Raw genomic sequence first — 24,690 nt, 5'->3', positions numbered from 1 at the left:
CGCCTGCCTATCGAATTCCGCACATACCGAACCGTCGCACCGGCCGACGCCGTCGGCCGCCATCTCGGCTGGTCAGCGGCCCATTCACCGCATTCGCGAGCATTCGCCCGTACTGCGCCTTTTATGCGGATAGCCGATGCGGAAAAGGCGCGCTCGATGAATAAGCCGCACCCGCATAATTCCCGCCCACCCGGGAGGGCAGGGCACCGCGTCAGGTCAGGTGCAGGGCGGGCATCATGTAGTAGAAGGCGAACACCGCCGCCACCACGTACAGCGGGACCGGGACGCTCTTGCCGCGGCCGGTGGCCAGGCGCAGGACGCAGAAGGTGATGAAGCCCATCCCGATGCCGTTGGTGATCGAGTACGTGAACGGCATCAGCACCATGGTCAGGAACGCCGGGATCGCGATGGTGTAGTCGTCCCAGTCGATCGCCCGGATCGAGTTGGCCAGGATCAGGAAGCCGACCGTGACCAGGGCCGGGGTGGCGGCCTGCGCGGGGACCATGGTGGCCAGCGGGGTGAGGAAGAGCGAGACCAGGAAGAGCGCGCCGGTGACCAGGCTGGCGAAGCCCGTCCGCGCGCCCTCGCCGACGCCCGAGGTCGACTCGACGAAGCAGGTGTTCGCCGAGGACGAGGTCGCGCCGCCCAGTGCGGTGGCGATGCCGTCCACCATCAGGACCCGGCTCATGCCCGGCAGGTCGCCGTTCGCGTCCAGCAGGTGGGCCTCGTCGGCGACGCCGAGGATGGTGCCCATCGCGTCGAAGAAGCTCGACATCAGCACGGTGAAGACGAACAGCACGCCGGTGACCAAGCCGACCTGGTGGAACCCGCCGAACAGGCTGACCTTGCCGACCAGCGAGAAGTCCGGCGCCGAGACCGGGTTGCCGGGCCACTTGGGCACCGTCAGCCCCCACGCGTCGGCCGGGATGGTGGCGACCCGCTCGATGACCACCGCGATCAGCGTCATCACCACGATGGAGATCAGGATCGCGCCGGGCACCTTGCGGACCAGCAGCACCAGGGTGAGCAGCAGGCCGAGGATGAAGACCAGCACCGGCCACTGGACCAGGTGACCGGTGGAGCCGAGTTCCAGCGGGACGGTGGTGTGCGCGGCGTCCGGGATGCGGCTGACGAAGCCGGCGTCGACCACGCCGACCAGCGTGATGAAGAGGCCGATCCCGATCGCGATGGCCTTGCGCAGGCCGAGCGGCACGGCGTTCATCACGCGTTCGCGCAGCCCGGTGGCGACCAGGAGCATGATCGCGAAGCCGGCCAGCACCACCATGCCCATGGCGTCCGGCCAGGTCATCTTGGGGGCCAGCTGGAGCGCCACGATGGTGTTGACGCCGAGGCCGGCGGCCAGGCCGATCGGGACGTTGCCGATCACGCCCATCAGCAGCGTGGTGAGTCCGGCGGTCAGCGCGGTCGCGGTGACCAGCTGCCCGGCGTTCAGGTGGCGGCCGTCCATGTCCACCGCGCTGGACAGGATGATCGGGTTCAGCACCAGGATGTAGGCCATGGTGAAGAAGGTGGCGACGCCGCCGCGGACCTCCCGGGCGAAGGTGGAACCGCGCTGCGAGATCTTGAAGTAGCGGTCCAGGACGCCGGCGGCCGGGTGGGGGCCGGGCCGGCTGGGCTCGGGCGACGGTGAGGTCGGCTGGGCCACGGATGGCATGCGATGTCCTCTGGTGGGGGCGGAGGAGGGGCGGCAAGACCGGGGCGACGCTGGCCGGCTCACCCGGTGGGCGGCGGCGCAGTAGGGGGTCACACGCCAAGGCCCACCGGAGCCTCAAGTATGAGTTGCCGGTCGTGCACGCGCTATCTTCGCGCGTAGAGCCGACGTAGAGTCGGCGACGAGTCGGCGTGGAATCCGCAGTTGACGCAGCACTCGCGCACCGGCCCGGCCACCCCCACCCGTACGCTTAGCTCCGTGCCGAAGACCCCACTGCGCCCGTCCCCCCCACCGCTCGAAGCCAACGACGTCGCGATCGTCGCCGGCGGCACGGCGCTCTGGTTCCTGGCCTTCCTCGTGACGCTCCCGCTGCACTCCACGCTGCAGGCCCACGGGCACGGCAACTGGCCGTGGATCTGCCTCAGCGGCGGCCTGCTCGGGCTGATCGGCGTCTGGTACACCCGGGCCCGCCGGGCCGCCATCCTGCGCAGCCGGGCCGATCAGGCCGCCGGGCAGGACACGCCGACGGGCCCCGCGCAGGCCTGACACCCCGGCCACTCGGACGGCCCGATATCGGGCTCAAGTAGCACGCACCGGACATTTTGCGCCCTTAGAGTCGGTGCCATGACGCACCCCGCGGAGGAGACCGCCGGCCCCGACGCCCCCGCGCCCGGCCCCGGCACCCCCGACCCAGGAGCGCACGCCCCCGGCGCCCACGCCTGCCGCCCCGGCCAGGACCGCCGACGCGGGCTGACCAGCGCGGAGGTCGCCGAGCGCGTCGCCCGCGGCGAGGTCAACGACGTACCGGTGCGCTCCAGCCGCTCGGTCTCCGAGATCGTCCGGGCCAATGTCTTCACCCGCTTCAACGCCCTGATCGGCATCCTCTTCGCCGTCATCCTGGTGGTCGGTCCGATCCAGGACGGCCTGTTCGGCCTGGTGATCGTCGCCAACACCGCGATCGGCATCATCCAGGAGATGCGCGCCAAGCAGACCCTGGACAGCCTGGCGCTGATCGGCGAGGCCCGCCCCGAGGTGCGCCGGGACGGGCAGGCGCGGCAGGTGGCCGTCGCCGAGATCGTGCTGGACGACACCGTGCTGCTCGGCATCGGCGACAAGGTGATCGTCGACGGGCTGGTCAGCGAGGCGGACAGCCTGGAGATCGACGAGTCGCTGCTCACCGGCGAGCCCGATCCGGTGCTCAAGCAGCCGGGCGACCCGATGATGTCGGGCAGCTTCGTGGTGGCCGGCGCCGGGGCGTTCACCGCCACCAAGGTCGGCCGGGCGGCATACGCGGCGCAGCTCGCCGAGGAGGCCAGCCGGTTCACCCTGGTCAAGTCCGAGCTGCGTAGCGGCATCGACAGCATCCTGCGCTTCATCACCTGGCTGCTGGTGCCGACCGCGATCGGCCTGGTGATCAGCCAGTGGGCCGTGGAGCACAACGACTGGCGCCAGGCGGTGCGCCGCACGGTGGCCGGCATCGTGCCGATGGTCCCCGAGGGCCTGGTGCTGCTCACCTCGGTGGCCTTCGCGATCGGCGTGGTGCGGCTGGGACGCAAGCAGTGCCTGGTGCAGGAGCTGCCCGCGATCGAGGGGCTGGCCCGGGTGGACACCGTCTGCCTGGACAAGACCGGCACCCTCACCGAAGGCGGCATGGACGTGCTGGAGCTGCGGCCCCTGGAGGACTCGACGGGCCGCGCGGTGCTCCAGCGGGCGCTGGCCGCGATGGGCGGCGCCGACGCCCGGCCCAACGCGAGCATGCAGGCCGTCATCGCGGCCTTCGGTCAGGTCGAGCCCGACGGGCAGGAGTGGCGGGTGCTGGAGGTCGCGCCGTTCTCCTCCGCCCGCAAGTGGAGCGGCGCGCAGCTGCTGGAGCCCGGCGGCAGCGACGCCAGCTGGCTGCTCGGCGCCCCCGACGTGCTGCTTCCGCCCGGACACCCGGCGCTCGCCGACGTGGACGAGCTGGGCGCCCAGGGCCTGCGGGTGCTGCTGCTCGGCCGTACGCCCGTCGCGCTGGACGCCTCCGACCCGGCCAAGGACCTGCAACCGCTGGCGCTGCTGGTACTCAAGCAGCGGGTGCGCCCCGACGCCGCCGCCACCCTGCGCTACTTCGCCGACCAGCAGGTGGAGGCCAAGGTGATCTCCGGCGACAGCGCCGTCTCGGTCGGCGCGGTGGCGAGCAGCCTCGGCCTGCCCGGCGCCGAGCACCCGGTGGACGCCCGAACGCTGGCCACCGACCCGCAGCGGCTGGCCGACACCGCCGAGCGGACCACCGTCTTCGGCCGGGTCAGCCCGCAGCAGAAGCGCGACCTGGTCGGCGCGCTGCAGTCGCGCGGCCGCACCGTGGCGATGACCGGCGACGGCGTCAACGACGTGCTGGCGCTCAAGGACGCCGACATCGGCGTCGCGATGGGCTCGGGCAGCGAGGCGACCCGGGCGGTGGCGCAGATCGTGCTGCTCGACGACCGCTTCGCCACCCTGCCCTCGGTGGTGGCCGAGGGCCGCCGGGTGATCGGCAATATCGAGCGGGTGGCCAGCCTCTTCCTGGTCAAGACGGTCTACTCGGTGCTGCTGGCCCTGCTGGTGGTCTTCACCCAGGTGCCGTACCCGTTCCTGCCCCGCCACTCCACCGTGCTGAGCGGGCTGACCATCGGCATCCCGGCCTTCTTCCTCGCCCTGGCGCCGAACAACGAGCGCGCCAGGACGGGCTTCGTGCGCCGGGTGCTGCGGATCGCCGTGCCGGGCGGGCTGATCTGCGGCACGGCCACCTTCACGGCGTACATGCTGGCCCGCTCCGACCACGCCACCGACCTGACCGCCGACACCAGCGTGGCCACCCTGACGCTCTTCCTGACGGCGATCTGGGTGCTGGCGATCGTCGCCCGGCCCTACACCTGGTGGCGGGTGCTGCTGGTCGCCACCATGGGCCTGGGCTTCGCCCTGGTGCTGACCGTGCCCCTCCTCTCGAACTTCTTCCAGTTGAAGCTGGTCGGCACCAGGGACCCGTGGACGGGCGTGGCGATCGCGGTGACCGCCGGACTGCTCCTCGAACTGGTCTGGGTCTTCATCCGGCGCGGCCTGCGCGAGTCCGACTGAGACCGACCGGTCTACCCCTCGAAGTCGCGGGCCGCCGAGAGCTCATAGGCGCGCTCCGGCTCGGTGAGCGCGGCCAGCACCTCGAAGCGCCGGTGCCACTGGCCGACCGACCAGGCCAGGCCCGCGGCCAGCCCCTCAGGGGTGGCGGCGTGCAGCAGGCCGGGCACCGGCGGCACGTCGAACTCGTCGTCCTCGTCGGCGGATTCGGCGTCGTCCGGGTCGTAGGGCAGCTCGGGGGCGGGCGTGGAGGTGTCCCAGCGCCAGTCCACCGCCGCCTCCTCGCCGTCCGGGCCGACCACCAGCAGCTCGTCGTGCTCCTCGTACGCGGCCGGGCAGCCGGGCAGCAACTCCCGGACGAAGGCCGGCACCCGGTGCAGCGCGCCCTGCGAGAGCACCCGCCCGCCGGCGATCTCGCTGGCCAGCGAGACGTGCAGCCGCTCGGCCAGCGCGGCGGCCAGCGCCGGGGCGACCGGCAGCAGCGGGTACGGGTGCAGCAGCTGCACCAGGTCGGGCGCGTCGACGACGACGGCCTCGGTGGCGTCCACCAGCACGGTGTACGAGGGGCGCCGGCCGGTCGCCGCGTCCAGCGGCGGCAACGCCCGCACCACGTCCAGGGGTTCGACCTCGACCTCGGCCAGCGCCGAGTAGACGCCGTGCAGTTGGCGGTGCCCGAGCTCGCTGGCCGGGTCGGTCAGCCGGTCCAGCAGCTCGTCCGCGCCGTGCGGCTCGGCGAGCAGCGCGGCCAGCGTGGTGCGCACCCCCAGCGCGTGCAGGAACTGCTCGTCCAGGTCGGTGCGCGCCTCGTCGTAGAGGCCGCGCAGCAGCGGGTCGGCGCCGGCCGCGCGCAGGCCGGCGGGCTCCCGGCCGTCCAGCACGGGGTGGTCGCGCAGCCACCAGGCGGTGTACGGCGGCAGGTCGGTGTAGCCGCCGCCGGGCAGCAGCACCCGGACGGGGGTGACCACGGCGTCCCGGTACGGCGGGCGGGACAGCAGCGCGAGCGCCTCGGGCCAGGCCTCCTCGTCCACCAGGTCGAGATCCCGCACGGCCAGCAACTCGGCTGCCACCGGCGGCACTCCGAACTCGGCGTCGTCCGCGTGCAGCGCCTCGATGACCTCCTCGCACCAGTCCGCGAGGCCGTCCGGCGCCTCGTCCAGCAGGCCGGTCGGCGAGCCGCCGGCCGCCCGGTCGGCGGGGGCGGTCGGGTCAAGCCGCTCCAGGTCGTCCGGGTCGAGCACCACGTCCTCGGCGCGCACCAGCACGAAGCCGCTGAGCACCCCGACCGCCGCCAGGACGTCGACGCCCCAGCGCTCCAGCAGCTCCTCCTCGACGTACGGCGCGTCCTCCGGGCGGGCCAGCTGGGCCAGCGCGCTGTCCGGCAGGATCAGCTCGCCGGCCCGGGAGAGCTCGCCCTCGTCGTCCAGCAGGGCGAGGCGGGCCAGCCACGGGTGGTCGCCGGGCTTGGCGTCGGCCGCCCTGACCAGCGCGAGCACGGCGTCGGCCAGCTCGGCGGCGGCCTCGTAGTCGTCCTCGCCGACCTCCAGCGAGCGCGCCACGGCGGCCCGCACCTCGGGGGTCTGCAGCACGCCGGCGGGGGTCGCGGTGACCGCGCCCAGCTTGGTCAGCAGCGGGTGCGCGGCGTCGGGGTGGGCGAGCCGCAGGTCGAGCCGCTCCAGCGCCTCGGCCAGCGCCTCCGGATAGCCGGGGAACCCGGCCCAGTCGGCGGCGTCCGAGGGCAGCAGCACCCGGCGCGGACCGGTCACGATCCGGCCGGTGGCCAGCGGCACCGGCAGCGCGCCGAGCGCCTCCGGGTCGGCGCCGACCAGCGCCGCGTACAGGCTGCGCCACCAGGACGGCTCGCGCTCCAGGCCGCCGAGCTGGTCCACCACGTCGGCCAGCGCGATCCGCCGCACCTGCAGCGCGCGCAGCTCCGAGCGCCGCTCCAGACCGGCCGGCAGCAGGCCGGGGAAGATCGGCGCGAGCGCCTCGACCACCGAGCCGTCGGCGCCCTCGACGAGTGTGGCGTCGCGCGGCCGCAGCGCCGGGGTGCCCTCCTCGACCGGCGCCGGGTGCGGCAGGAACGCGGTGCCGGGCAGCCGGTCCAGGATCGCGGCGCGCAGCGCGTTGTCCAGCGCGCCCTGCCCCAGCGGTCCGGGCACCAGCGCCAGCGAGCCGAGGTCGGCCCCGCGGGCGCGCAGCAGCTCGGCGTAGGCGTCGGCGGCGCACTCGGTCAGGTAGTCGGTCAGCGCTCCGGGCGCGACGTGCCGGCGGGTCGGGTCCAGCGGGTAGGAGGCGATCAACAGGGCCGGGACGCCCAGCGGTTCGTCACTGGGGGTGGGCGAGTGCAGCACCGGCGCCACCGGCAGCGGCTGCGGGGAGCCGCCGGCCGAGACCGGGACGGCCCAGGTCACCGTCCAGAACGGGCGGGCGCGCTCCTCCACCGGGCGGTCGGCCAGCAGCTCGGCCGGGACGGCGCCGGTGGCGGTCACGGTCTGCCACACCGACCGCTCGTCCCCGTCGGTCAGGGTGACCACGCCCAGGCCCTGCTCGGTGCGTTCGGCGGCCGAGCGGGTCAGCGTGCGGCTGCGGCCGTCCGGGGTCTCCACCACGACCTCGGCGATCCCGGGCAGGGTCAGCAGCAGGGCGTCGTCGATGCCGTCCAGCAGGCGGCGGGTCAGATCGGCCGCGGCGGCGTCGCGCAGCGGCAGCACCACCACGGTGTCGTAGCCGGTCGGCGGCTCCCCCGCGGCGGGCAACGGCAGGCGCAGCAGCGGCACATGGCCGTCGCGGCGGCGCAACTCCTCGGCCAGTTCCGGCTGTTCGGCGGCCCGCTGATCGGCCAGCGCGCGAGCCTCGGCGAGCGACCAGCGCACGCCGCCGGGGGCGCTGAGGATGGCCGGCTCATCGCTGACGGCGAGCACCGCCGAGAAGCCGACACCGAAGCGGCCCACCGTGGGCGAGACGTCGGAGCGCTTGGAGGAGGCCCGCAGGGTGGACAGCGACTCGACCGCGGCGGCGTCCACCGGGGCACCGGTGTTGGCGGCGGCGAGCACGCCGTCGCTCAGCGTCAGGCGCAGCCGGCCGGGGCCGTCACCGGCCCGCGCGGCGGCGTCCGCGGCGTTCTGCGCCAGTTCGACGACCAGCCGGTCGCGGTAGCCGCCGAGTGCCAACTCCTCCTCGGCGTTGGCGTCCTCGCGGAAACGGGCCGGGGAGGCCGCCCAGGCATCCAGGACCCGGCGCCGCAGGGCGGCCGTGTCGAAGTGGTCGGCGGCCTGTTCGTCGCCGCCGCTGCCGATGATGCGAGGCTCCACTGAACCTGCCGCCTTCCCCGTCTGTCACACCTGACCTGCCGTCGGGGGCATTCTCCCCCTCCCGGAGCGGTCGGCCGACCAACGGGGCCGCCCCCGTCCGAAGAGCGGCGGGGGCGGCGGGGCGCGTCAGAGGGATCAGGCAGACGGATCAGGCGCAGGGATCAGGAGTGGCCGAGCTCCTCGGCCGGGGCGTCCGGCTCGACCGAGCCGCTGGTGCGGTCCGGGTGCAGCTGCATCGGCTCGACCACCAGCTCGTCCAGGATCAGCTCGGAGGGCACCGGCGGGGCCGGCAGCACGACCGCCTCGGAGTGCCCGCCGCAGCCGTACGCCAGCGAGACGATCTGGCCGTCGGCCGGGCCGTACTCGTTGCCGCAGACTCCGAAGGCCTGGCCGAGCGAGCCGCCGATCGCGATCAGGAAGCCGCAACTGGTGCAGGAGGCCGGCGCGGACTGCGCCATCGGGGTCTGCGCACCGTGCGTCTTCTCCCAGCGGTCGGCCGCCAGGTGCAGGCCGAGCCGGGAGAGCACCCGCGGCCGGGACATCCCCAGCTCCGCGGCGATCGCGCCGATCTGCGCGCGGGCCGGCGCGGGCTGGACGCTGGGGTCGGAGACCTCCAGGTCCTCTTCACCGTCGAAGACGGCCGAATTGGGGGCCGGCTCGTCCTCGCCGGTCCAGCCCGGCTCCAGGCGCAGGTCGTCGGCGTCGGTCGGCAGCAGGTCGCCGGGGCCGAGGTCGCCCGGGCGCAGGCGCTCGCTCCACGGCACCCACTGCGGCGCGAGGACGGCGTCGGGGCCGGGCAGCAGCACGGTCTCGTCCAGGGTCACCAGCTTGGCGCGCGGCGCGCGCGCCACAGTGACCGCCCAGCGCCAGCCCCGGTAGGCGGCGTCCACGCACTCGAAGGTGTGGGTGACGACTCGTTCGCCCTCGGCCTGGACCCCGAGGTGGGCACCCACGGCCTCTGCGCCGACCGCCTCGACCGCTGCTTGCCTGGCGAGTTCGACGGCCTCGGCACAGAGCCGATCGGGGGTACGGCTTCGCATCGCAGCACTCACGGCGTCGGTTCTCTCCCAGTCTCTTACCTGCAGCCTATCGCCGGCAGCCCGGCCGGGCCGGTGCCGGGTAGTCGCGGCCGTCGGGCACTCGCGCGCCGCCGGGTGCGGGGACCCGGGGCGGTCGCGTCGTGTCGGACGAGCCGCTGGTACCGCTCGCTCGTGGTACCGCTCCCTATTCTGCGCGACCCGGGCCGGTCCGTGGACCGACCGCGCCGCCGTCGGGCGGTACCGTCCGTCGCCGTGCGCGGTCACCGAGGCAGCGGTACGCGTAGTGCAGGCTACCCGTCGCCCCGGCCCCGGCGACACCCCGATCCGGGCGGGTGGCCCTTCGAGGGGCCTTCGAGGCACCCGCGAGCGGCACCAGCCGCGCCGAGTGAAGCGGAATCTCTCGTCCCGCGCGGGATTGTCAGGCAGGATTGCCTGTGTGGCGGACGAAACCCCGTCGCGGCACGCCCTGCACGCCTCACCGCCTGCCAGGTCGGAACAGGCCCCACCCGACGGGCACGGCGGACAAGCGGCGGAGCCGGTACCCGTGCCGCGACAGCAGCCCTCGGTCCCCCCTGCGGACGCCAGCGGCCCGCAGCCGGAGGACGGCTCCCCGGCGCCCCCGACCGCCGCCACCCTGGTCGACCTCCAACCGCGCCGCAACGTGCTGATCCGCGGCGCCTCCGCGGCCGGCCTGACCACCGGACGGGTGGTGCACGGCACCGGCCGCCGGATCCGCAAGGCCACCGCCGCCGACGGCGCGGGCGAGTCGGGCCTGGCCAAACTGATCGAGCTGCACGCGCTCAACTCCTTCGGCGACATGCTGATCACCATCGCGCTCGCCTCGACCATCTTCTTCTCCGTCCCCACCGGCGAGGCCCGCGGCCGAGTGGCGCTCTACCTGGTCATCACGATGGCCCCGTTCGCCCTGCTCGCCCCGGTGATCGGCCCGCTGCTCGACCGCATCCCGCACGGCCGGCGGGCCGCGATGGCGATGGCGATGCTGATCCGCGCGGTGCTCGCCTGGACCATGGCCTCCACGGTCACCACCGGCAACATCGCGCTCTACCCGGAGGCGCTCGGCGTGCTGGTCGCCTCCAAGGCGTACGGGGTGGTGCGCAGCGTGGTGGTGCCGCGACTGAAACCGGCCCGGGTGACGCTGGTGAAGGCCAACTCGCGGGTCACCCTGGCGGGCCTGCTGGCCACCGGCATCGGGGCGCCGATAGGCGCGCTGCTGCACCTGGCCGGGCCGGCCTGGCCGCTGCGCGCGGCGTTCCTGGTCTTTGTGATCGGCACCCTGATGGCCTTTCATCTGCCGCACCAGGTGGACTCGGCCAAGGGCGAGCAGCGCGCCGTGCTGCACGCCTCGCCCGATCCGCACCCGGCCGAGGCGCCCGCCAGACCGCCGAAGGCCACCCTGCGCACGGTCGGCCCGTCCGTCGTGCTGGGCCTGCGCGCGGTCGCCGCGCTGCGCGGGCTGACCGGCTTCCTGATGCTCTTCCTGGCCTTCCTGCTGCGCGCCGACCCCGTCGGCGGGCTGGCGCCGACCGCCGCGCTCGGCCTGGTGGCGGTCGCCGCGGGCGTCGGCAACGCGCTCGGCTCGGTCTTCGGCTCATGGCTGCGCACCCGCGGCTCGGAGGCGACGATCACCGCGATGCTGCTGCTGGCCACCGCCGCGGCCGCCTCCTCGGCGCTCTGGTACGGGCTGGTGACCATGCTGATGGTGGCCGCCGTCGCCGGGATCGCCGGCTCGCTGGCCAAGTTGGCGCTGGACGCGCTGATCCAGCGCGACGTGCCCGAAGCCGTCCGGACCTCGGCATTCGCCCGATCGGAGACCCTGATGCAGCTCTCCTGGGTGGCCGGCGGCGCGCTGGGCATCCTGCTGCCGCTGAACGGCACGCTGGGGCTGTCGATCGCCGCCGCCGTGCTCGCCACCATGCTGCTGTGGACGGTCTTCACGCTGCTCCGCTCGGGGGTTCACAGCGGCGCACCGCACCCCCGCGTAGCGTGATCGTCAGAGTTGGGTAGCCTTCTGGCCATGAGCCTCAGCACCCGTGTGATCGCCGGTCTCGGCGCCGTTGTCGTGATCGGCGCCGGCACGCTCGGCGGGTCGATCGCCTACGCCTCCAGCAAGAACGCTCCGCTCACGACGCGCGCGACCGTCACGGTCGGCCGCAACTCCCACGGGTTCGAGCCCTCCTGCTACAACGGCGGCAAGCCGCTGGACGCCGCCGCGAACACCGCGTGCGGCGCGCTGTCGAAGAACCCGGCCAAGTTCCCGGTCATCACCGTCGAGGGCGCCGACCAGATCGGCGTGGGCGTCGACCCGGGCACCGCCAAGAACGGCTGGCAGGCCTTCACCAACGGTGGCAGCAGCCAGGGCGGCACCCCGGTCGCCAAGCAGCAGAAGAACAACACGTTCTCCGGCCTGCAGCCGGCGCAGAACCTGCTCACCGCCAACCGCGACACCACGCTGACCGTGGTCGAGACGGACCCGAAGAGCGTCGACCCGACGAACCCCGGCATCCTCGCCGTCTGGTTCGTCACGCTGCGCGACAACGCCCAGCCGCCGGCCTCGCCGCTGTCGCAGGACCCGAGCCAGGGCCAGGGCCAGCCGCCCGCGCAGGGCCAGGACCCGTCGCAGGGCCAGGCCCCGGCGCAGCAGTGACCGACCGCGCCCCGCGCGACGACGACGAGCAGCCGGTGGACCGCCGGCTGCTCGTCGTCGTCGCCGTTGCGGCCGAGGCCGAGGCGGTGCTGCGCGGCGCCCCGGCCGACCGGGTCGAGGTGCTGACCGCCGGGGTCGGCCCGGCGGCCGCCGCGGCCGCCGCCGCCACCGCGCTGGCCGGCCGGCGCTACCCGCTGGTGCTCTCCGCCGGGATCGCCGGGGGCTTCGCCCCGCACGCGCCGATCGGCACGGTGGTGGTCGCCGACGCGATCGTCGCCGCCGACCTCGGCGCGCAGACCCCGGACGGCTTCCGGGACGTCACCGAGCTGGGCTTCGGCACCGTGCGGCACACCCCGCCGCCCGCCGCCGTCGCCCTGCTCGCGGCCGCCACCGGCGCCGTCACCGGACCGGTCCTCACCGTCAGCACGGTCACCGGCAGCGCCGAGCGCGCCGCCGAGCTGGCCGGGCGCCACCCGGGCGCGGCGGCCGAGGCGATGGAGGGCTTCGGGGTCGCCGAGGCCGCCGCCCGGCACGGCGTTCCCGCGCTCGAACTGCGCACGATCTCCAACGCGGTGGGCCCGCGCGACCGCGCCGCCTGGCGGATCGGCGAGGCGCTCGGCGCGCTGGAGCGGGCCTTCGCCGCCCTGCCGTACGAGAAGCTGCTCCTGGAGGTGCACGGTGGCTGAGCCACTGCGGATCGCGTACTCCCCCTGCCCGAACGACACCTTCGTCTTCCACGCCTGGGCGCACGGCCTGGTCCCCGGCGCGGCAGCCCCCGAGGTGCGCTTCGCCGACATCGACGTCACCAACGGCCTCGCCGAGCGCGGGGAGCTGGACGTCCTGAAGATCAGCTACGGCGCGCTGCCCTGGGTGCTGGACGAGTACGCGCTGCTGCCCTGCGGCGGCGCGCTCGGGCGCGGCTGCGGGCCGCTGGTGCTCACTCTCCCGGACACCTCGCCGGACCTCAGCGGCAAGACCGTCGCCGTGCCGAGCGAGCGCTCGACGGCGTACCTGCTCTTCCGGCTCTGGGCGGCGCGGGCGGTGCCGGGCGGGCTCGGCGAGATCGTCGTGCTGCCGTTCCACGAGATCATGCCCGCGGTGCGGGACGGCCGGGTGGACGCCGGCCTGGTGATCCACGAGGCCCGCTTCACCTACCAGCAGTACGGCCTGGCCAAGCTCGCCGACATGGGCGAGGCCTGGGAGGACGAGACCGGCCTGCCGATCCCGCTGGGCGCGATCGTCGCGCGCCGCTCGCTGGGCCCGGAGCGGCTGCAGGCGATCGCGGGCGCGATCCGCAGCTCGGTGCAGGCCGCCTGGGACGACCCGGCGGCCTCGCGCGGGTACGTCGCGGCACACGCGCAGGAGATGGACCCGGCCGTCGCCGACCAGCACATCGGTCTGTACGTCAACGAGTTCACCGCCGACCTGGGCGAGGCCGGCTACGCCGCCGTGCGCGGGCTGCTGACCAGGGCGGCGGCCGAGGGCCTGGTGCCGGCGATCGGTCCGGACGCGCTGGCCTTCCCCTGACGCGGAAGGCCAGCCGCCGGCCGGGGCCTACACGTCGAACTGGTCCGCCACCGCGCGCAGCAGCGCGGCCAGCTGCGGGCCGCTCGGCTTGGTCGGGTAGCGGCCGTGCTGCAGGCTGGGCAGCGCGGCGTCCAGGGTGGTGATCAGATCCTGCACGATGGGCGCCATGTCCTCGGCGCTGCGGCGCTGGGCGGCGGCCACCGAGGGCAGCGCGTCCAGCAGGGTCACCGACATCGCCTGTTCGCCGCGATGCCCGGCGACCACCCCGAACTCCACCCGCTGGCCCGGCTTGAGGGAGCTCACCCCGGCGGGGAGCGCCTTGCTGTGGACGAAGACGTCATCCCCGTCGTCGCGCGACAGGAAGCCGAAGCCCTTCGTCTCGTTGAACCACTTGACCTGGCCGGTGGGCATCTCGAAGTTCCTTGGTGTGGAGGCGGGCGCCCGGCGTTGGACCGGGGACCCGAACGGAGTGGTGGGCCGGGCCCGCCTCGGCACGTCCGGACATACTGGCAGGTGGACGCGGGGGCAGGTGGACGGCTGGGGGACGGGCCGTCACCGCGGGCTGATGCCAGCAGACTAACGACCGCTCAAGGGTTTCACTCGCGTACGGCCGGGGCGCGATGCCCGGCTCTGGCGCGGGCGGGCGGCCAGGGTACGGCGGGACCGGGTCGCGACGCGGCACTCTCCACTGGCTCACACCCCCTGGCAGGAAGCGGGGCCTCGGTGACCCCGTGCGAGTCCTGCATACCCCTGTCGGCCTGCGGTCAAAACTCCCTGTCCACGAGGAACCGCAGGCAGTGACGACCCGTCAGCCCGCCGGGGTCCGGCCGGGCCCTCCCCGCGCCGATCCGCAGCGGCTCGGGGGTTCTGCGAGACTGGGCTTCCGCTTGTGCCGAACTGTCTGGAGATCCGTGGTGAAGAGCGAGTCGGGCGAGGGCCTGGTCCGGGCCGGGGCGATCGTCTTCTGCGTGGGCGCACTGGCCACCATCGTGACCTTCGTGCCGCTCTTCCTGCACCTCACGCCGCTGCCGACGCCCGCCTACTGGGCGAGCATGCTGATGCCGCTGGGCTTCCTGCTCGCGCTGCTCGGCCTGCTGCGCTCGGCCCGCGCGGGCCGCCGCCGGGCGGACGCGACCCGCTAGCCGTTCACGCGCGCCAGGTGCCCGGCCAGCCAGCCGGGGAAGTCGGCGAGCGTCGGGAGCACCACGTCGGCGCCGGCCGCGGTGAGCTGCTCGGCCGCGTACGGGCCGGTGGTCACGCCCACCGCGACGGCACCGGCAGCCCGGGCTCCGAGGATGTCGCCCAGGTGGTCGCCGACGTAGACGCTCGCGCCGAGCTCGCGCAGCGCGGTGCCCTTGGTCTCCGCCCAGAGGTCGCCGACCACCGCGTCGGAGTCGATGCCCGCGTGCTCCAGGTGCAGCCGGGCGTTGGGCTCGTACTTGCCGGTGATCACCACCACCCGCCCGCCGTGGGCGCGCACCGCCGCGACGGCCTCCAGGGCGCCGGGCAGCGGGACAGTGGGGGCGAAGGCGTGGTCGCGGTAGAGCTCGCGGTAGCGGGTGAGCACCTCCGGGAGCCGGTCCTCGGGGAACCAGTTGGCCAGCTCCTCGGCCAGCGGCGGGCCCAGCCGGGTGACCACCAGGTCGGCGTCGACGAACACGCCGGTCTCAGCGGTCAGCGCCTGATAGGTCGCCTTGATCCCGGGGCGGGTGTCCAGCAGGGTCATGTCGAGGTCGAAACCGACGGTGAGCAGGGCGGGCGCAGCGGATATGGACATGGGGCCAGCCTAGCCAGCCCTCCGATGGACATTGGGGACATACTGGTGGCGCCGACCGCCAGGGAGCCGCGATGCCTCGTCAACTGCCGCGCCGGGCCTTGCTGAGCGCGGCGGCGGGCGCCGCGCTCGGCGGCTGCACGCCACTGGGCGGCAACGCCGGGCCGCCGCCGGGCGCCACCCCGACGGCCGCGCCGCCGAGCAGCACCGTGCTGAGCGCGACCGGGCCGGTGGCGGTGTCGGCGACGCCGCTGCGGGTGGTGGTCCTCGACACCGCCGAGCTGGACTCCGTGATGACGCTGGGGATCACCCCCGTCGGCGGCTGCCGAGCGGCCGAGGACCAGGGCCTGCCGGACTACTGGCCGGCCTCCCGGCTGGCCGAGGTGCCCATCGCCGGGACCGTCGGCGATCCGGACTTCGCGCGGATCAGGGCGCTGCGACCGCAGCTGATCCTGAGCAGCCAGCTGCGCGACGGCGGGCACTACGAGGCGCTGCGGGCGATCGCGCCGACCGTGCTCAGCCAGACCACCGGCTACCCGTGGAAGGCCAACTTCCACCTGCACGCCCAGGCGCTCGGCCGACTGCCCGAGGCCACCGCGATCGTCACCGCCTACCAGGGCCTGCTCGCCCAGGTCTCGCGCGCGCTCGGCGGGCCGGCCGCCGCATCGGGGCGCCGGGTCAGCCTGGTGCGGTTCGTCCAGGGCGGGCGGATCCGGCTCTACGGCAGGCAGAACTTCCTCGGCACGCTGCTCGCCGACCTCCAACTCGGGCGGCCCGCCGCACAGAACGTCGACCAGTTCGACGTGGAGATCACGCCGGACCAGCTCGGCGGCGCGGACGGCGACATCCTGCTCTACGCCACCTACGGCGACCCGGTCGCGGCCGGCACCACGGCCACCCTCGCCTCGCCGGGCTGGCAGGCACTGGGCGCGGTCCGGGCGCACCGGGCCTTCCCGGTCGACGACCAACTCTGGTTCCAGGGCATCGGCTACAACGGCGCCGAACAGGTGCTGGCCCAACTCCAGTGCCTGCTAGGCGCATAGCTGCGTCGCACATCTTGTGACGTACGCCACAGCTGGCCCACCATGGCGATATGACGAACACTCAGACCCGAGGTGAGTCAGCATCCGAGGCGCAGTCCGGGGCTCGCCGGCGCAAGGCGGCCCTGGCCCACGCGTTCTCGCTCGCCGCCGACGAGTACGACGAGGCCAACGGCCCGTTCTTCAACCCGATCGGCGTCCGGCTCGCCCGGCTGGCCGGGCTGCGGCCCGGTGACCGGGTGCTGGACGTCGGCTGCGGGCGCGGGGCGGTGCTCTTCGCGGCGCTCGCCGAGGTCGGCCCCGAGGGCTATGTGGTCGGGGTGGACCTCGCCGCGGGCATGGTCCGGGCCACCGCCGCGCACGCCGCCGGGCTCGGCCTGCGCAACGTCCACGTCCGGCTGGACGACGCCGAGTCGCTGGGCTTCCCGGACTGCTCGTTCGAAGCGGCGCTCTCCTCGTTCGCGCTGATCTTCACCCCCGATCCGGAGGCGGCGCTGACCTCGCTGCGCCGGGTGCTGGTGCCGGGCGGCCGGCTGGGCTTCACCGCCTTCGGCGCCGACGAGCCCGGCTGGGAGCGGCCGCTGGCGGCGCTGAACGCGTTCCTGCCGCCGGCGGCGGCCCATCGGCGGCAGAGCAGGGCGGCCAAGTTCAATCCGCTGGGCCGCAGCCCGGAGGAGGCCGCCGAGCTGCTGCACCGGGCGGCCTTCACCGACCTGCGCACGGTCGAGCACCAGGCCGCGACGCACTACCCCGACGCCACCGCCTGGTGGCAGTCGCTGCGGGCGGGCGGCTGGCGCGGGCTGCTGGAGAGCATCCCGGCCGAGCGGCTGGACGAGGCCCGGGCGGCGGCCTTCGCCGAGCTGGCCGCACTGGCGCACCCGGACGGCAGCCTGGTGCGGCGCACCTCGGTGCGCTACACCACCGCGATCAGCGGTTGAAGAGGGCGCCGTGGGCGCGCAGCAGTGCCGGTATGCCCAGGTAGGACACCACTGGCACGACCACAGCGGTCAGCAGCAGGGTGCGGACGTACAGCGGGTAGTGGCCGATGTACGGGCTGAGCACGCCCAGCGTCAGCGTGATCATCGGATAGACGGCCAGCCAGGTGATCAGCGCGCGGTGGTGGACGTTCGGCGCGGCGGTGGTGTTCGACATGAGTGCCCCCTGAAGCAGGTGCCGGGGAGTATCCCCAACCAACTGGTTGGATTTTGCCACAGCCTAGCGCCGGAGTCCAACCACTTGGTTGGACTCCGGCGCTAGGCTGCTCCCATGGCATGGGACACCGCGAGGACCAAACAACTGCTGCTGGACGCCGCCGTGCGCGAGTTCGCCGAACACGGCCCCCAGGGCGCCCGAGTGGACCGGATCGCCAAGGACGCGGGTGTCAACAAGGAGCGGATCTACCAGTACTTCGGCAACAAGGAGCAGCTCTTCGGCCACGTCATCGAGCAGGAGCTGGCCCGGGTGATGGCCGTCGCCTCACCCGACCCGCTGGACTGCCCCGACCTCGGGGAGTACGCCGGCCGGCTCTTCGACGCGCACACGGCCAACCCCACCTTCCTGCGCCTGCTGCGCTGGGAGGGACTGCTGACCTGCGAAGGGCCGGTGGTCTGCGAGGACGAGCGCCGGGCGCACTACGCCGAGAAGGTGCAGGCGGTGGTCCGCGCCCAGCAAGCCGGGACGGTGACCGGGGAGCTGGCGCCGCAACACCTGCTCTACTCCGCCTTCGCGCTGGCGGCCTGGTGGTTCGCGACGCCCCGGGTGGTCGCGATGATCATGGCGGACCTGCCGGACGACAGCACGCAGAGCCGTCGCGCGGCCCTGGTCAGGCTGGTCAACCGGCTGGCCGACCCGGCCACGCCGTAGGGCGCCCCTCAGACCTCGCGGCGGCGGCGCAGCGCGATGGTGAGCAGGAAGAGCGCCGAGAGCACCGCCGCCAGCCGCAGCACCCCGGGGGTCGAGCTGAAGACCGCGTGCGTCAGCGGCGCCCCCTTGCCCAGCGGCGCGCCCCAGCGCCCCTGGGAGCGGCCCCAGAACCAGAGCGCGGAGCCGGTCATCGTGAGCAGCGGGATGCCCAGCACCGCGAAGCGCTTCGTCAGCTCGCCCAGCCGCTTCGAGAGGTAGCCGAGCACCCAGCCGGCCAGCATCACCAGCACCAGCCCGGTCACCGACCCGCCCACCAGCACGGCCGCCGACAGCAGCAGCAGCGGCGAGGGCCGGCGGCCCGCAAGGAGGCCGCGCGGCAGCTGCGCCGCGGGCTCGGCCGCGGCGCGCGAGCGGCGCTGGCGGGGAATCCAGCGGGAGCGGGTGTCCGCCGGGACCGGCGGCGCGAGCTCCTCGACCGGCGCCGGCGGCTCGGGGGGCTCGGTGTCGTCCGGCGGGAACTCGATGTGGACGGCGTCCCAGCCGGGGAAGTCGGCGACGGTCGGCGGCAGCACCGGACCTGGCGAGGCCGGCGCGATCAGCCAGGCCGCCGGTGCCTCCTCGGGCGTCGGCGGCAGCCCGGGCGGCGCGGGCACCGGCCGCTTGTGGAAGATCGAACGCGAGCGCTCCCGCGGGATCTCGGGACCGGGCGGCGCCAGCGGCTTGGCCAGCGTCGGCCCCGACCGGGGCAGCGCCGACCCGGCAACCGGCGGCGCGTCGGCGACGTACACGCCGTCGTCGTCCGGCGCCTCGACCGGTGCCTCCTGCGGCGGCACGGCGTCGCCGAACACCCGCCACGGGCCGTCCACCCGCCACCACTCGCCACCCGACAGACCACCCGTGAGCCCGTCGGGCCGCCCCTCCGGCTGTCCGTCCGACTGCCCACCCGCCATTGCCAGCCACCCTGTTCCGTGCTCCAGGCCCTGCCGTCCGCTGACGCTACCGATTGCCGGCCGCCCGCGCGAACCTCGGTTCCCTCCTCCCTATGCCCAGCCCACCGCCACACCATCCACGTCCCGAACCCGGCCGCGGCTCCCGGCCTTCACCCGGGCCGACTACTCTGGATCGGATGACCAATGAGCCGAACGGACAGCCCGGCAGGGCGCGCACCCTCGCCGAAGAGCTTCGTGCCCGCAGCGACGATGCGCTCGCCACCCTGCTGCGGCTGCGCCCCGATCTGCTCAACCCGGTCCCGAGCGACCTCACCCAGCTCGCCGCCCGGCTCTCCAGCCGGGCCTCCGCGCTGCGCGCGCTGGAGCGCCTCGACCGTTTCACCCTTCAGGTCGCCGAGGCGCTGGCCGCCGCACCCGACGGCAGCCCGGACACCGTCGCGCGCGACCTGCTGGCCGGTCCGGCCCGGGTCAAGCCGCATCCGGCCGCCGAGCCGGTGGACCGCGCCGCCGTGGTCGCCGCCCTCCCCGGCGCGCTGGCGGCGCTGCGCGATCGCGCGCTGCTCTGGGGTCCGGACTCGGCGCTGCGCCTGGTGATCGCCGTACGCGAGGCGCTCGCGCCGAGCGGCTCGGCGCCCGGCGGCACCCGGCTCGGCCCGACCCTGGCCGAGGCCACCCTGGGGATGTCCCCCGCCCGGCTGCAGCAGCTGGTGACCGGCGCGGGCCTGCCCGGGACGGCCGATCCGGTGACCGGCGTGGCGGCCCTGACCGGCCTGCTGGGCGACCGCAAGCGCTGCGCGGCGCTGCTCGCGCAGGCGCCACCCGCCGCACTCGGCCTGCTGGACAAGCTGGTCTGGGGCCCGCCCACCGGCACCGTCCCGGACGCCGGGCGCCCGGTGACGGCCGACGACGCGCGCAGTCCCGTCGACTGGCTCCTCGCCCGCGGACTGCTGCTGCCCTCCGGCCCGGGCACCGTGGTGCTCCCCCGCGAGCTGGCGCTGCACCTGCGCGGCGGCCGCAGCCACCAGGTGGTCGAGCCCAGCGCACCCGTGCTGGCGGCCACCGTCCAGCGCGATCCACAGGCTGTGGACAGCGCCGCGGCCGGCCAGGCGTACACGGCGGTGCGCACCATCGAGGAGCTGCTCGACTTCTGGGGCCTGCAGCCCCCGGCCACCCTGCGAGCCGGCGGCCTCGGCGTACGCGACCTCAAGCGGACCGCGCTGGCCCTGGACAGCACCGAGCAGCAGGCCGCGTTCTGGCTCGAACTCGCCTACGGCGCAGGCCTGCTGGCCCCCGACGGCGAGACCTCCGAGGCACCCGCCCGGCTCGGCGAGGTGTGGGCCCCGACCCCCGCGTACGACCTCTGGCTGCAGCAACCGGTCGCCGAACGCTGGGCGCTGCTGGCCAACAGCTGGCTGGCCGCCACCCGGGTGGCCGGGCTGACCGGAGCGCCCGACGGCAAGGGCAAGACGCGTGCGCCGCTGGGCCCCGACCTCGACCGGGTGCTCGCGCCCGCCACTCGGCGCGCCGTCCTGGAACTGCTGGCCGAGCTGCCGCCCGGCGGCGTCGCCGACCCCGCCGTGCTGCTCGCCGCCCAGCGCTGGCAGCGCCCGCTGCGCGGCGGCGCGGCCGGCCCCGACGGCCTGGACCTGCGCGACCAGCTCACCACCTGGACCCTCACCGAGGCCGAGCAGCTCGGCCTCACCGGCCGCGGCGCCCTCGCCACGCACGCCCGCGCCCTGCTGGCCGGCCGGGACCCGGCGCCGATCGTCACCCCGCTGCTGCCGCAGCCGCTCGACCACGTGATCCTGCAGCCCGACCTCACCGCGATCGCGCCCGGACCGCTGCTCACCCCGCTCTCGCAGGCCCTCGCGCTCTGCGCCGAGATCGAGTCCAAGGGCGGCGCCACGGTCTACCGGTTCACCGCCGAATCGATCCGCCGCGCGCTGGACGCCGGGCGCAGCGCCGCCGGCCTGCACGTCTTCCTCGGCCAGCACTCGCGCACGCCCGTCCCGCAGCCGCTCAGCTACCTGATCGACGACGTGGCCCGGCGGCACGGCGTGCTGCGGGTCGGCGCCGCGTCGGCGTACCTGCGCTGCGACGACAGCGCGCTGCTCGCCGAGGTGCTCGCCGACCGCCGCGCGGTCGAACTGCGGCTGCGGCTGCTCGCCCCGACCGTGCTCGCCGCCCAGGCGGCGCCCGAGACCGTGCTCGCCGTGCTGCGCGTGATGGGCTACGCCCCGGCCGCCGAGTCCGCCGAGGGCGATCTGCTGATCACCCGTCCCGACAGCCACCGCACCCCGCACCGCGCCGCGCCCGCGCCGGTCTCCGAGGGCCCGGCGGCCCCGGACGCCGTGCTGCTGGGCGCCGCCGTCAAGGCGATCCGGGCCGGCGACCGGGCGGCCACCGCCGTCCGCCGCGAGACCGTCACCGGCCCGGCCGCGCACCGCTCGCAGAGCGGCCCGGCCCGCACCGACACCCGTCAACTGCCGCGCACCGCGGCCGCCGACACGCTCGCGGCGCTGCAGACCGCCGTGCTGCTCGGCGAGCGGATGTGGATCGGCTACATCAACGCCGAGGGCCTGGCCTCCCAGCGGGTGATCGACCCGGTCAAGGTGGAGGGCGGCTTTGTGACCGCCTTCGACCACCACGCCGAGAAGCTCAACACCTTCGCCCTGCACCGGATCACCGGCGTCGCCGAACTCGACGAGAACTGAGGCCCGTCCGCATGCAATCCGTGGAACTCGCTCCCGGCATCCGCTACGCGGTCACCGACCGGCACGACGGCTTCAGCCGGCCGCCGTTCGACTCCCGCAACCTCGGCGGCGCCACCGAGGACGACTTCGCCGACGTGCTGCGCAACCGCACGGCGACCGCCCGCGAGCTGGGCCTGGCGCCGGAGCGGGTGGTCTGGATGCGCCAGGTGCACAGCGCCACGGTGGCCCGGGTCAGCGAGCCGTGGGGCAGCGATGCGCCCGCGCTGGACGCGGTCTTCACCAGCGAACCCGGCCTGGCCCTGGCCGCGCTGGCGGCGGACTGCGCCTCCGTGCTGATCGGCGACCCGGTGGCCCGGATCGTCGGCGCCGCGCACTCCGGGCGGGTCGGCACGATCGACGGCGTGGCGCCGGGCCTGGTCGCGGCGATGACCGGGGCCGGCGCGGACCCGGCCCGGATGACCGCCCTGGTCGGCCCGATGGCCTGCGGCCACTGCTACGAGGTCCCCGAGGCGATGCGCGCCGAGGCGAGCGCCGCCCTCCCCGCCCTCTGGTCCACCACCCGCCAGGGCACCCCCGCCCTGGACATCCGCGCCGCCATCACCGCCCAACTCACCGCCGCGGGCGTCGCCGACATCCGACACGACGCCCGCTGCACCATCGAAGACCCCGACCTCTTCTCGCACCGCCGCGACGCCCGCACGGGCCGGTTCGCCTCGTACGTCTGGCTGACGCCCTGACGGTAGCCTGGCAAAAGATCATGGTGCGGCGGTCTGGCGGGGGAGAGCGGATCAGTGGAGAGCGCTGAGCAGCGGCGGGAGTTGGCGGCGTTCCTGCGCAGCCGGCGGGCGCGGATCGGCCCCGAGGCGGCAGGCGTGCCGTACGCGCACGGGCGCCGGCGCACGCCCGGGCTGCGCCGGGAGGAGCTGGCGGCGCTGGCGGGGGTGAGCGCGAGTTGGTACACGTGGTTGGAGCAGGCTCGCAAGATCAAGGTCTCCCGGCAGGTGCTGGGCAGCCTGGCCCGGGTGCTCAAGCTGGACGGCGTCGAGACCGGGCACCTGTTCCGGCTGGCCGGTGAGGTACCGCCAAGCGGACTGCGGCTCTGCACCCGGGAGCAGATCGCGGACCAGTACCTGGCCCTGCTGGAGCAGCTGGATCCGCTGCCGGCCTTCATCACCAACCACCGCTTCGACCTGCTGGCCTGGAACCAGGGCCTGTGCGTGCTGCTGCCGGGCTTCGAGGAGTTGGCGGCGGAACGACGCAACAACCTGCTGCTCACCTTCGATCCGGCCTTCCGCCCGCTCTTCGCGCACTGGGAGCAGGCCGCCGAGCAGGTCGTCGCGCTCTTCCGCGCCCAGCTGGCCGACCAGGTGGTGAGGCCGGAGTTCACCGAGCTGGTCGACCAACTGGCCGACGAGAGCCCCGAGTTCCGCAACCTGTGGGAGCGGATGGACCTGGGCGTCGGCGCCCCTGCCTCGCTCGCCTTCGCCCACCCGGTGCTCGGCCGCGTCGAGTTCGACTACGTCAAGCTCCACCTGCCCGACGCCGAGGCCACCCTGGTCACCTACCAACCGCCACGCGACGAGGCCCTACTCGCCCAGCTCCGGGAGCTGGTGGCCGCCCGGCGAACCGGAGTACGGGAAGCGCCACCGGTCTCCTGAGCCCCCTCTAGGCTCGTTCTATGACGAATCGTGACTTCATCGTGGTGACCACCACCCATGACGCCGAGGACAAGGCGCGCGCGCTGGCTGCCGCCGTGGTGCGTGAGCGGTTGGCTGCCTGCGCCCAGGTGTACCCGATCAGCTCGGTCTACTGGTGGGACGGCGACGTGCAGACCGAGCCCGAGTGGCGCATCGACTTCAAGACCCGCGCCGACCTCTCCGACCGACTTGCCGCCTTCATCGGCGAGCAGCACACCTACGACACCCCAGAGGTCATCGGCCTCCCGGTGGTCACTGGCAGCCCCGCATATCTGAGCTGGGTGAACACCGAGACCGTCAGCTGACCTGCCCGAGCGCAGCCCGGATCTCCTCCCGGAAGGTTCGGGCCGCGCTGTGCTGCTCGGGGAGTTGCTGGGCAAGCGCGCCGAGGCGACCCTTGCCCATGGTCGTCTCCGTCTCCAACGTGGCTTCCAGCGTGCGGCGGCCGACCTCCACCGCTTGCTCCACGTCACCAGCACCTGTCGATAAACACGCCGCCGGTCAGCTGGCCCAAGGAGCCCCCGTTCTAGGGCAAGCAGCTGCCCAGGTTGATCAAGATGGCACTATTCGTCAGTGTGACGTGAATTGGGCAGAACCGCTCTGCCTCAAGCGAAGTCTCTGCCAAGCTGAAGGTCCGCCGAGAGGAGCCGCAGCAATGCAGTGGAAGATCCACGGGGAACGTCCGATCTACGAAAACCCCTGGGTGAACGTGTGGTTGGTCGATGTCGAGCAGCCTGACGGGCACCGTTGGGAACACCACGTGCTGAAGCTGCGGCACCTGGCCGTGACTGCTGTGGTCAACAGCGAGAAGCAGGTTCTGATGATGTGGCGGCACCGCTTCATCACCGACTCATGGGCATGGGAACTGCCCATGGGGCTGATCGAGGCCGACGAGACTCCGGCCGAGGCTGCGGCCCGCGAGGTTCTGGAGGAGACAGGCTGGCGGACCGGAGAGGTCAAGCCGCTCATCTACGCCCAGCCTGCGAACGGCATCACCGACTCGGAACATTTCGTCTTCCGCGCCGACGCGGCCGAGTACGTAGGACCGCCCACTGAGCGCAATGAGTCGGACCGCATCGAGTGGATTCCGCTGTCCGAACTGCGCGGCATGATCGACCGCCGCGAGATCGTCAGCAGTGGCTCGCTGGTAGGCGTGCTCTACCTGCTGCTGGATGAAGCCGGCCTCTGATCAGCTGGTCATCTCGCCGATTCGGCCGACAAGCGCTGAAGCAGCCGGGGCGTTGCGGTAGGGCCCCAGCGACTGACGAAACTCTCGGGCGCTCAGGGCGCCGGTAGCGATCAAGCTTGCTGCGCATCCGCAAGCTCTGAGTAGTCAAATGGCCTACT

23 protein-coding genes are annotated in these 24,690 nt (G+C 74.1%); 15 read left to right on the top strand and 8 right to left on the bottom strand.

Annotated features, from left to right (window positions below; genetic code table 11):
- Positions 1–211 precede the first annotated feature (211 nt).
- Positions 212–1,675, bottom strand: coding sequence for an NCS2 family permease (locus P3T34_RS22695; protein WP_280667875.1), 1,464 nt, complete (start codon positions 1,673–1,675; stop codon positions 212–214).
- Positions 1,676–1,930: 255 nt separating this feature from the next.
- Between P3T34_RS22695 and P3T34_RS22690 the strand changes: the two genes are divergently transcribed.
- Both P3T34_RS22690 and P3T34_RS22685 read left to right on the top strand, forming a co-directional pair.
- The gene (locus P3T34_RS22690) at positions 1,931–2,218 is read left to right on the top strand and encodes a DUF2530 domain-containing protein (RefSeq protein ID WP_280667874.1); all 288 of its coding nucleotides are present in this window, start codon (positions 1,931–1,933) and stop codon (positions 2,216–2,218) included.
- 78 nt (positions 2,219–2,296) lie between these two features.
- Positions 2,297–4,765, top strand: a complete 2,469-nt coding sequence (locus tag P3T34_RS22685) for an HAD-IC family P-type ATPase (RefSeq protein WP_280667873.1) — start codon at positions 2,297–2,299, stop codon at positions 4,763–4,765.
- A gap of 11 nt (positions 4,766–4,776) precedes the next feature.
- Here P3T34_RS22685 and P3T34_RS22680 read toward each other — a convergent pair whose 3' ends face one another.
- Together P3T34_RS22680 and P3T34_RS22675 are read right to left on the bottom strand one after the other, a co-directional pair.
- Entirely contained in the window at positions 4,777–8,073 is a 3,297-nt protein-coding gene (locus P3T34_RS22680) for a molecular chaperone Hsp90 (protein WP_280667872.1), read from the bottom strand.
- A 161-nt stretch (positions 8,074–8,234) separates the two neighbouring features.
- Positions 8,235–9,113, bottom strand: coding sequence for a DUF3027 domain-containing protein (locus P3T34_RS22675; protein ID WP_280667871.1), 879 nt, complete (start codon positions 9,111–9,113; stop codon positions 8,235–8,237).
- 691 nt (positions 9,114–9,804) lie between these two features.
- Between P3T34_RS22675 and P3T34_RS22670 the strand changes: the two genes are divergently transcribed.
- From P3T34_RS22670 to P3T34_RS22655, 4 genes are read left to right on the top strand one after another with little or no spacing between them, the layout of a single operon-like run.
- A complete protein-coding gene (locus tag P3T34_RS22670) occupies positions 9,805–11,121 on the top strand; it encodes an MFS transporter (protein WP_280672296.1) in 1,317 nt (438 codons plus the stop codon).
- Between the two features lie 27 nt (positions 11,122–11,148).
- Positions 11,149–11,778, top strand: a complete 630-nt coding sequence (locus tag P3T34_RS22665; RefSeq protein ID WP_280667870.1) for a hypothetical protein — start codon at positions 11,149–11,151, stop codon at positions 11,776–11,778.
- Entirely contained in the window at positions 11,775–12,464 is a 690-nt protein-coding gene (locus P3T34_RS22660) for a futalosine hydrolase (RefSeq protein WP_280667869.1), read from the top strand. Before P3T34_RS22665 ends, P3T34_RS22660 begins: the two co-directional genes overlap by 4 nt.
- Positions 12,457–13,305, top strand: a complete 849-nt coding sequence (locus P3T34_RS22655) for a 1,4-dihydroxy-6-naphthoate synthase (RefSeq protein ID WP_280667868.1) — start codon at positions 12,457–12,459, stop codon at positions 13,303–13,305. The genes P3T34_RS22660 and P3T34_RS22655 overlap by 8 nt, the downstream gene beginning before the upstream one ends.
- Before the next feature lie 27 nt (positions 13,306–13,332).
- On the opposite strand, the gene P3T34_RS22650 is transcribed toward P3T34_RS22655, so the two are convergent.
- A complete protein-coding gene (locus P3T34_RS22650; protein WP_280667867.1) occupies positions 13,333–13,716 on the bottom strand; it encodes a cold-shock protein in 384 nt (127 codons plus the stop codon).
- 503 nt (positions 13,717–14,219) lie between these two features.
- On the opposite strand from P3T34_RS22650, the gene P3T34_RS22645 reads away from it, so the two are divergent.
- Positions 14,220–14,447 (top strand): hypothetical protein, encoded by a 228-nt coding sequence (locus P3T34_RS22645; protein ID WP_280667866.1) that lies wholly within the window; start codon positions 14,220–14,222, stop codon positions 14,445–14,447.
- On the opposite strand, the gene P3T34_RS22640 is transcribed toward P3T34_RS22645, so the two are convergent.
- Positions 14,444–15,082 (bottom strand): HAD hydrolase-like protein, encoded by a 639-nt coding sequence (locus P3T34_RS22640; protein ID WP_280667865.1) that lies wholly within the window; start codon positions 15,080–15,082, stop codon positions 14,444–14,446. The two genes, P3T34_RS22645 and P3T34_RS22640, sit on opposite strands and share 4 nt — an antisense overlap.
- Positions 15,083–15,153: 71 nt before the next feature.
- On the opposite strand from P3T34_RS22640, the gene P3T34_RS22635 reads away from it, so the two are divergent.
- Both P3T34_RS22635 and P3T34_RS22630 read left to right on the top strand, forming a co-directional pair.
- On the top strand, positions 15,154–16,122 hold the full coding sequence (locus P3T34_RS22635) for an iron-siderophore ABC transporter substrate-binding protein (protein ID WP_280667864.1): 969 nt from the start codon (positions 15,154–15,156) through the stop codon (positions 16,120–16,122).
- A 50-nt stretch (positions 16,123–16,172) separates the two neighbouring features.
- Complete coding sequence (locus tag P3T34_RS22630; protein ID WP_280667863.1) at positions 16,173–17,057, top strand: methyltransferase domain-containing protein; 885 nt, start codon at positions 16,173–16,175, stop codon at positions 17,055–17,057.
- Here P3T34_RS22630 and P3T34_RS22625 read toward each other — a convergent pair.
- Positions 17,047–17,271 carry a hypothetical protein gene (locus P3T34_RS22625; RefSeq protein WP_280667862.1) on the bottom strand — a complete coding sequence of 75 codons (225 nt, stop codon included), beginning with the start codon at positions 17,269–17,271 and terminating at the stop codon, positions 17,047–17,049. The two genes, P3T34_RS22630 and P3T34_RS22625, sit on opposite strands and share 11 nt — an antisense overlap.
- Before the next feature lie 114 nt (positions 17,272–17,385).
- On the opposite strand from P3T34_RS22625, the gene P3T34_RS22620 reads away from it, so the two are divergent.
- Complete coding sequence (locus P3T34_RS22620; RefSeq protein WP_280667861.1) at positions 17,386–17,982, top strand: TetR family transcriptional regulator; 597 nt, start codon at positions 17,386–17,388, stop codon at positions 17,980–17,982.
- 8 nt (positions 17,983–17,990) lie between these two features.
- Here the strand turns inward: P3T34_RS22620 and P3T34_RS22615 are convergent, their stop codons facing one another.
- Positions 17,991–18,932 (bottom strand): hypothetical protein, encoded by a 942-nt coding sequence (locus P3T34_RS22615; protein ID WP_280667860.1) that lies wholly within the window; start codon positions 18,930–18,932, stop codon positions 17,991–17,993.
- Positions 18,933–19,108: 176 nt separating this feature from the next.
- Between P3T34_RS22615 and P3T34_RS22610 the strand changes: the two genes are divergently transcribed.
- The 4 genes from P3T34_RS22610 to cutA are packed head-to-tail and all read left to right on the top strand — an operon-like array spanning position 19,109 to position 23,648.
- The gene (locus P3T34_RS22610; RefSeq protein WP_280667859.1) at positions 19,109–21,646 is read left to right on the top strand and encodes a helicase-associated domain-containing protein; all 2,538 of its coding nucleotides are present in this window, start codon (positions 19,109–19,111) and stop codon (positions 21,644–21,646) included.
- Between the two features lie 11 nt (positions 21,647–21,657).
- Positions 21,658–22,383 (top strand): peptidoglycan editing factor PgeF, encoded by a 726-nt coding sequence (pgeF, locus tag P3T34_RS22605; protein ID WP_280667858.1) that lies wholly within the window; start codon positions 21,658–21,660, stop codon positions 22,381–22,383.
- A 54-nt stretch (positions 22,384–22,437) separates the two neighbouring features.
- Positions 22,438–23,304 carry a helix-turn-helix transcriptional regulator gene (locus P3T34_RS22600; RefSeq protein ID WP_280667857.1) on the top strand — a complete coding sequence of 289 codons (867 nt, stop codon included), beginning with the start codon at positions 22,438–22,440 and terminating at the stop codon, positions 23,302–23,304.
- 20 nt (positions 23,305–23,324) lie between these two features.
- Positions 23,325–23,648, top strand: a complete 324-nt coding sequence (cutA, locus tag P3T34_RS22595) for a divalent-cation tolerance protein CutA (RefSeq protein WP_280667856.1) — start codon at positions 23,325–23,327, stop codon at positions 23,646–23,648.
- Here the strand turns inward: cutA and P3T34_RS22590 are convergent.
- Complete coding sequence (locus P3T34_RS22590) at positions 23,641–23,811, bottom strand: hypothetical protein (protein WP_280667855.1); 171 nt, start codon at positions 23,809–23,811, stop codon at positions 23,641–23,643. The two genes, cutA and P3T34_RS22590, sit on opposite strands and share 8 nt — an antisense overlap.
- Before the next feature lie 187 nt (positions 23,812–23,998).
- On the opposite strand from P3T34_RS22590, the gene P3T34_RS22585 reads away from it, so the two are divergent.
- A complete protein-coding gene (locus P3T34_RS22585) occupies positions 23,999–24,532 on the top strand; it encodes an NUDIX hydrolase (RefSeq protein ID WP_280667854.1) in 534 nt (177 codons plus the stop codon).
- Positions 24,533–24,690: the final 158 nt, after the last annotated feature.

The sequence above is a fragment of the Kitasatospora sp. MAP12-44 genome (assembly GCF_029892095.1).
Taxonomy (GTDB): Bacteria; Actinomycetota; Actinomycetes; order Streptomycetales; family Streptomycetaceae; genus Kitasatospora.
The sequence above is the reverse complement of the archived record's forward strand: the minus strand, read 5'-3'. Positions and strand labels throughout refer to the sequence as shown.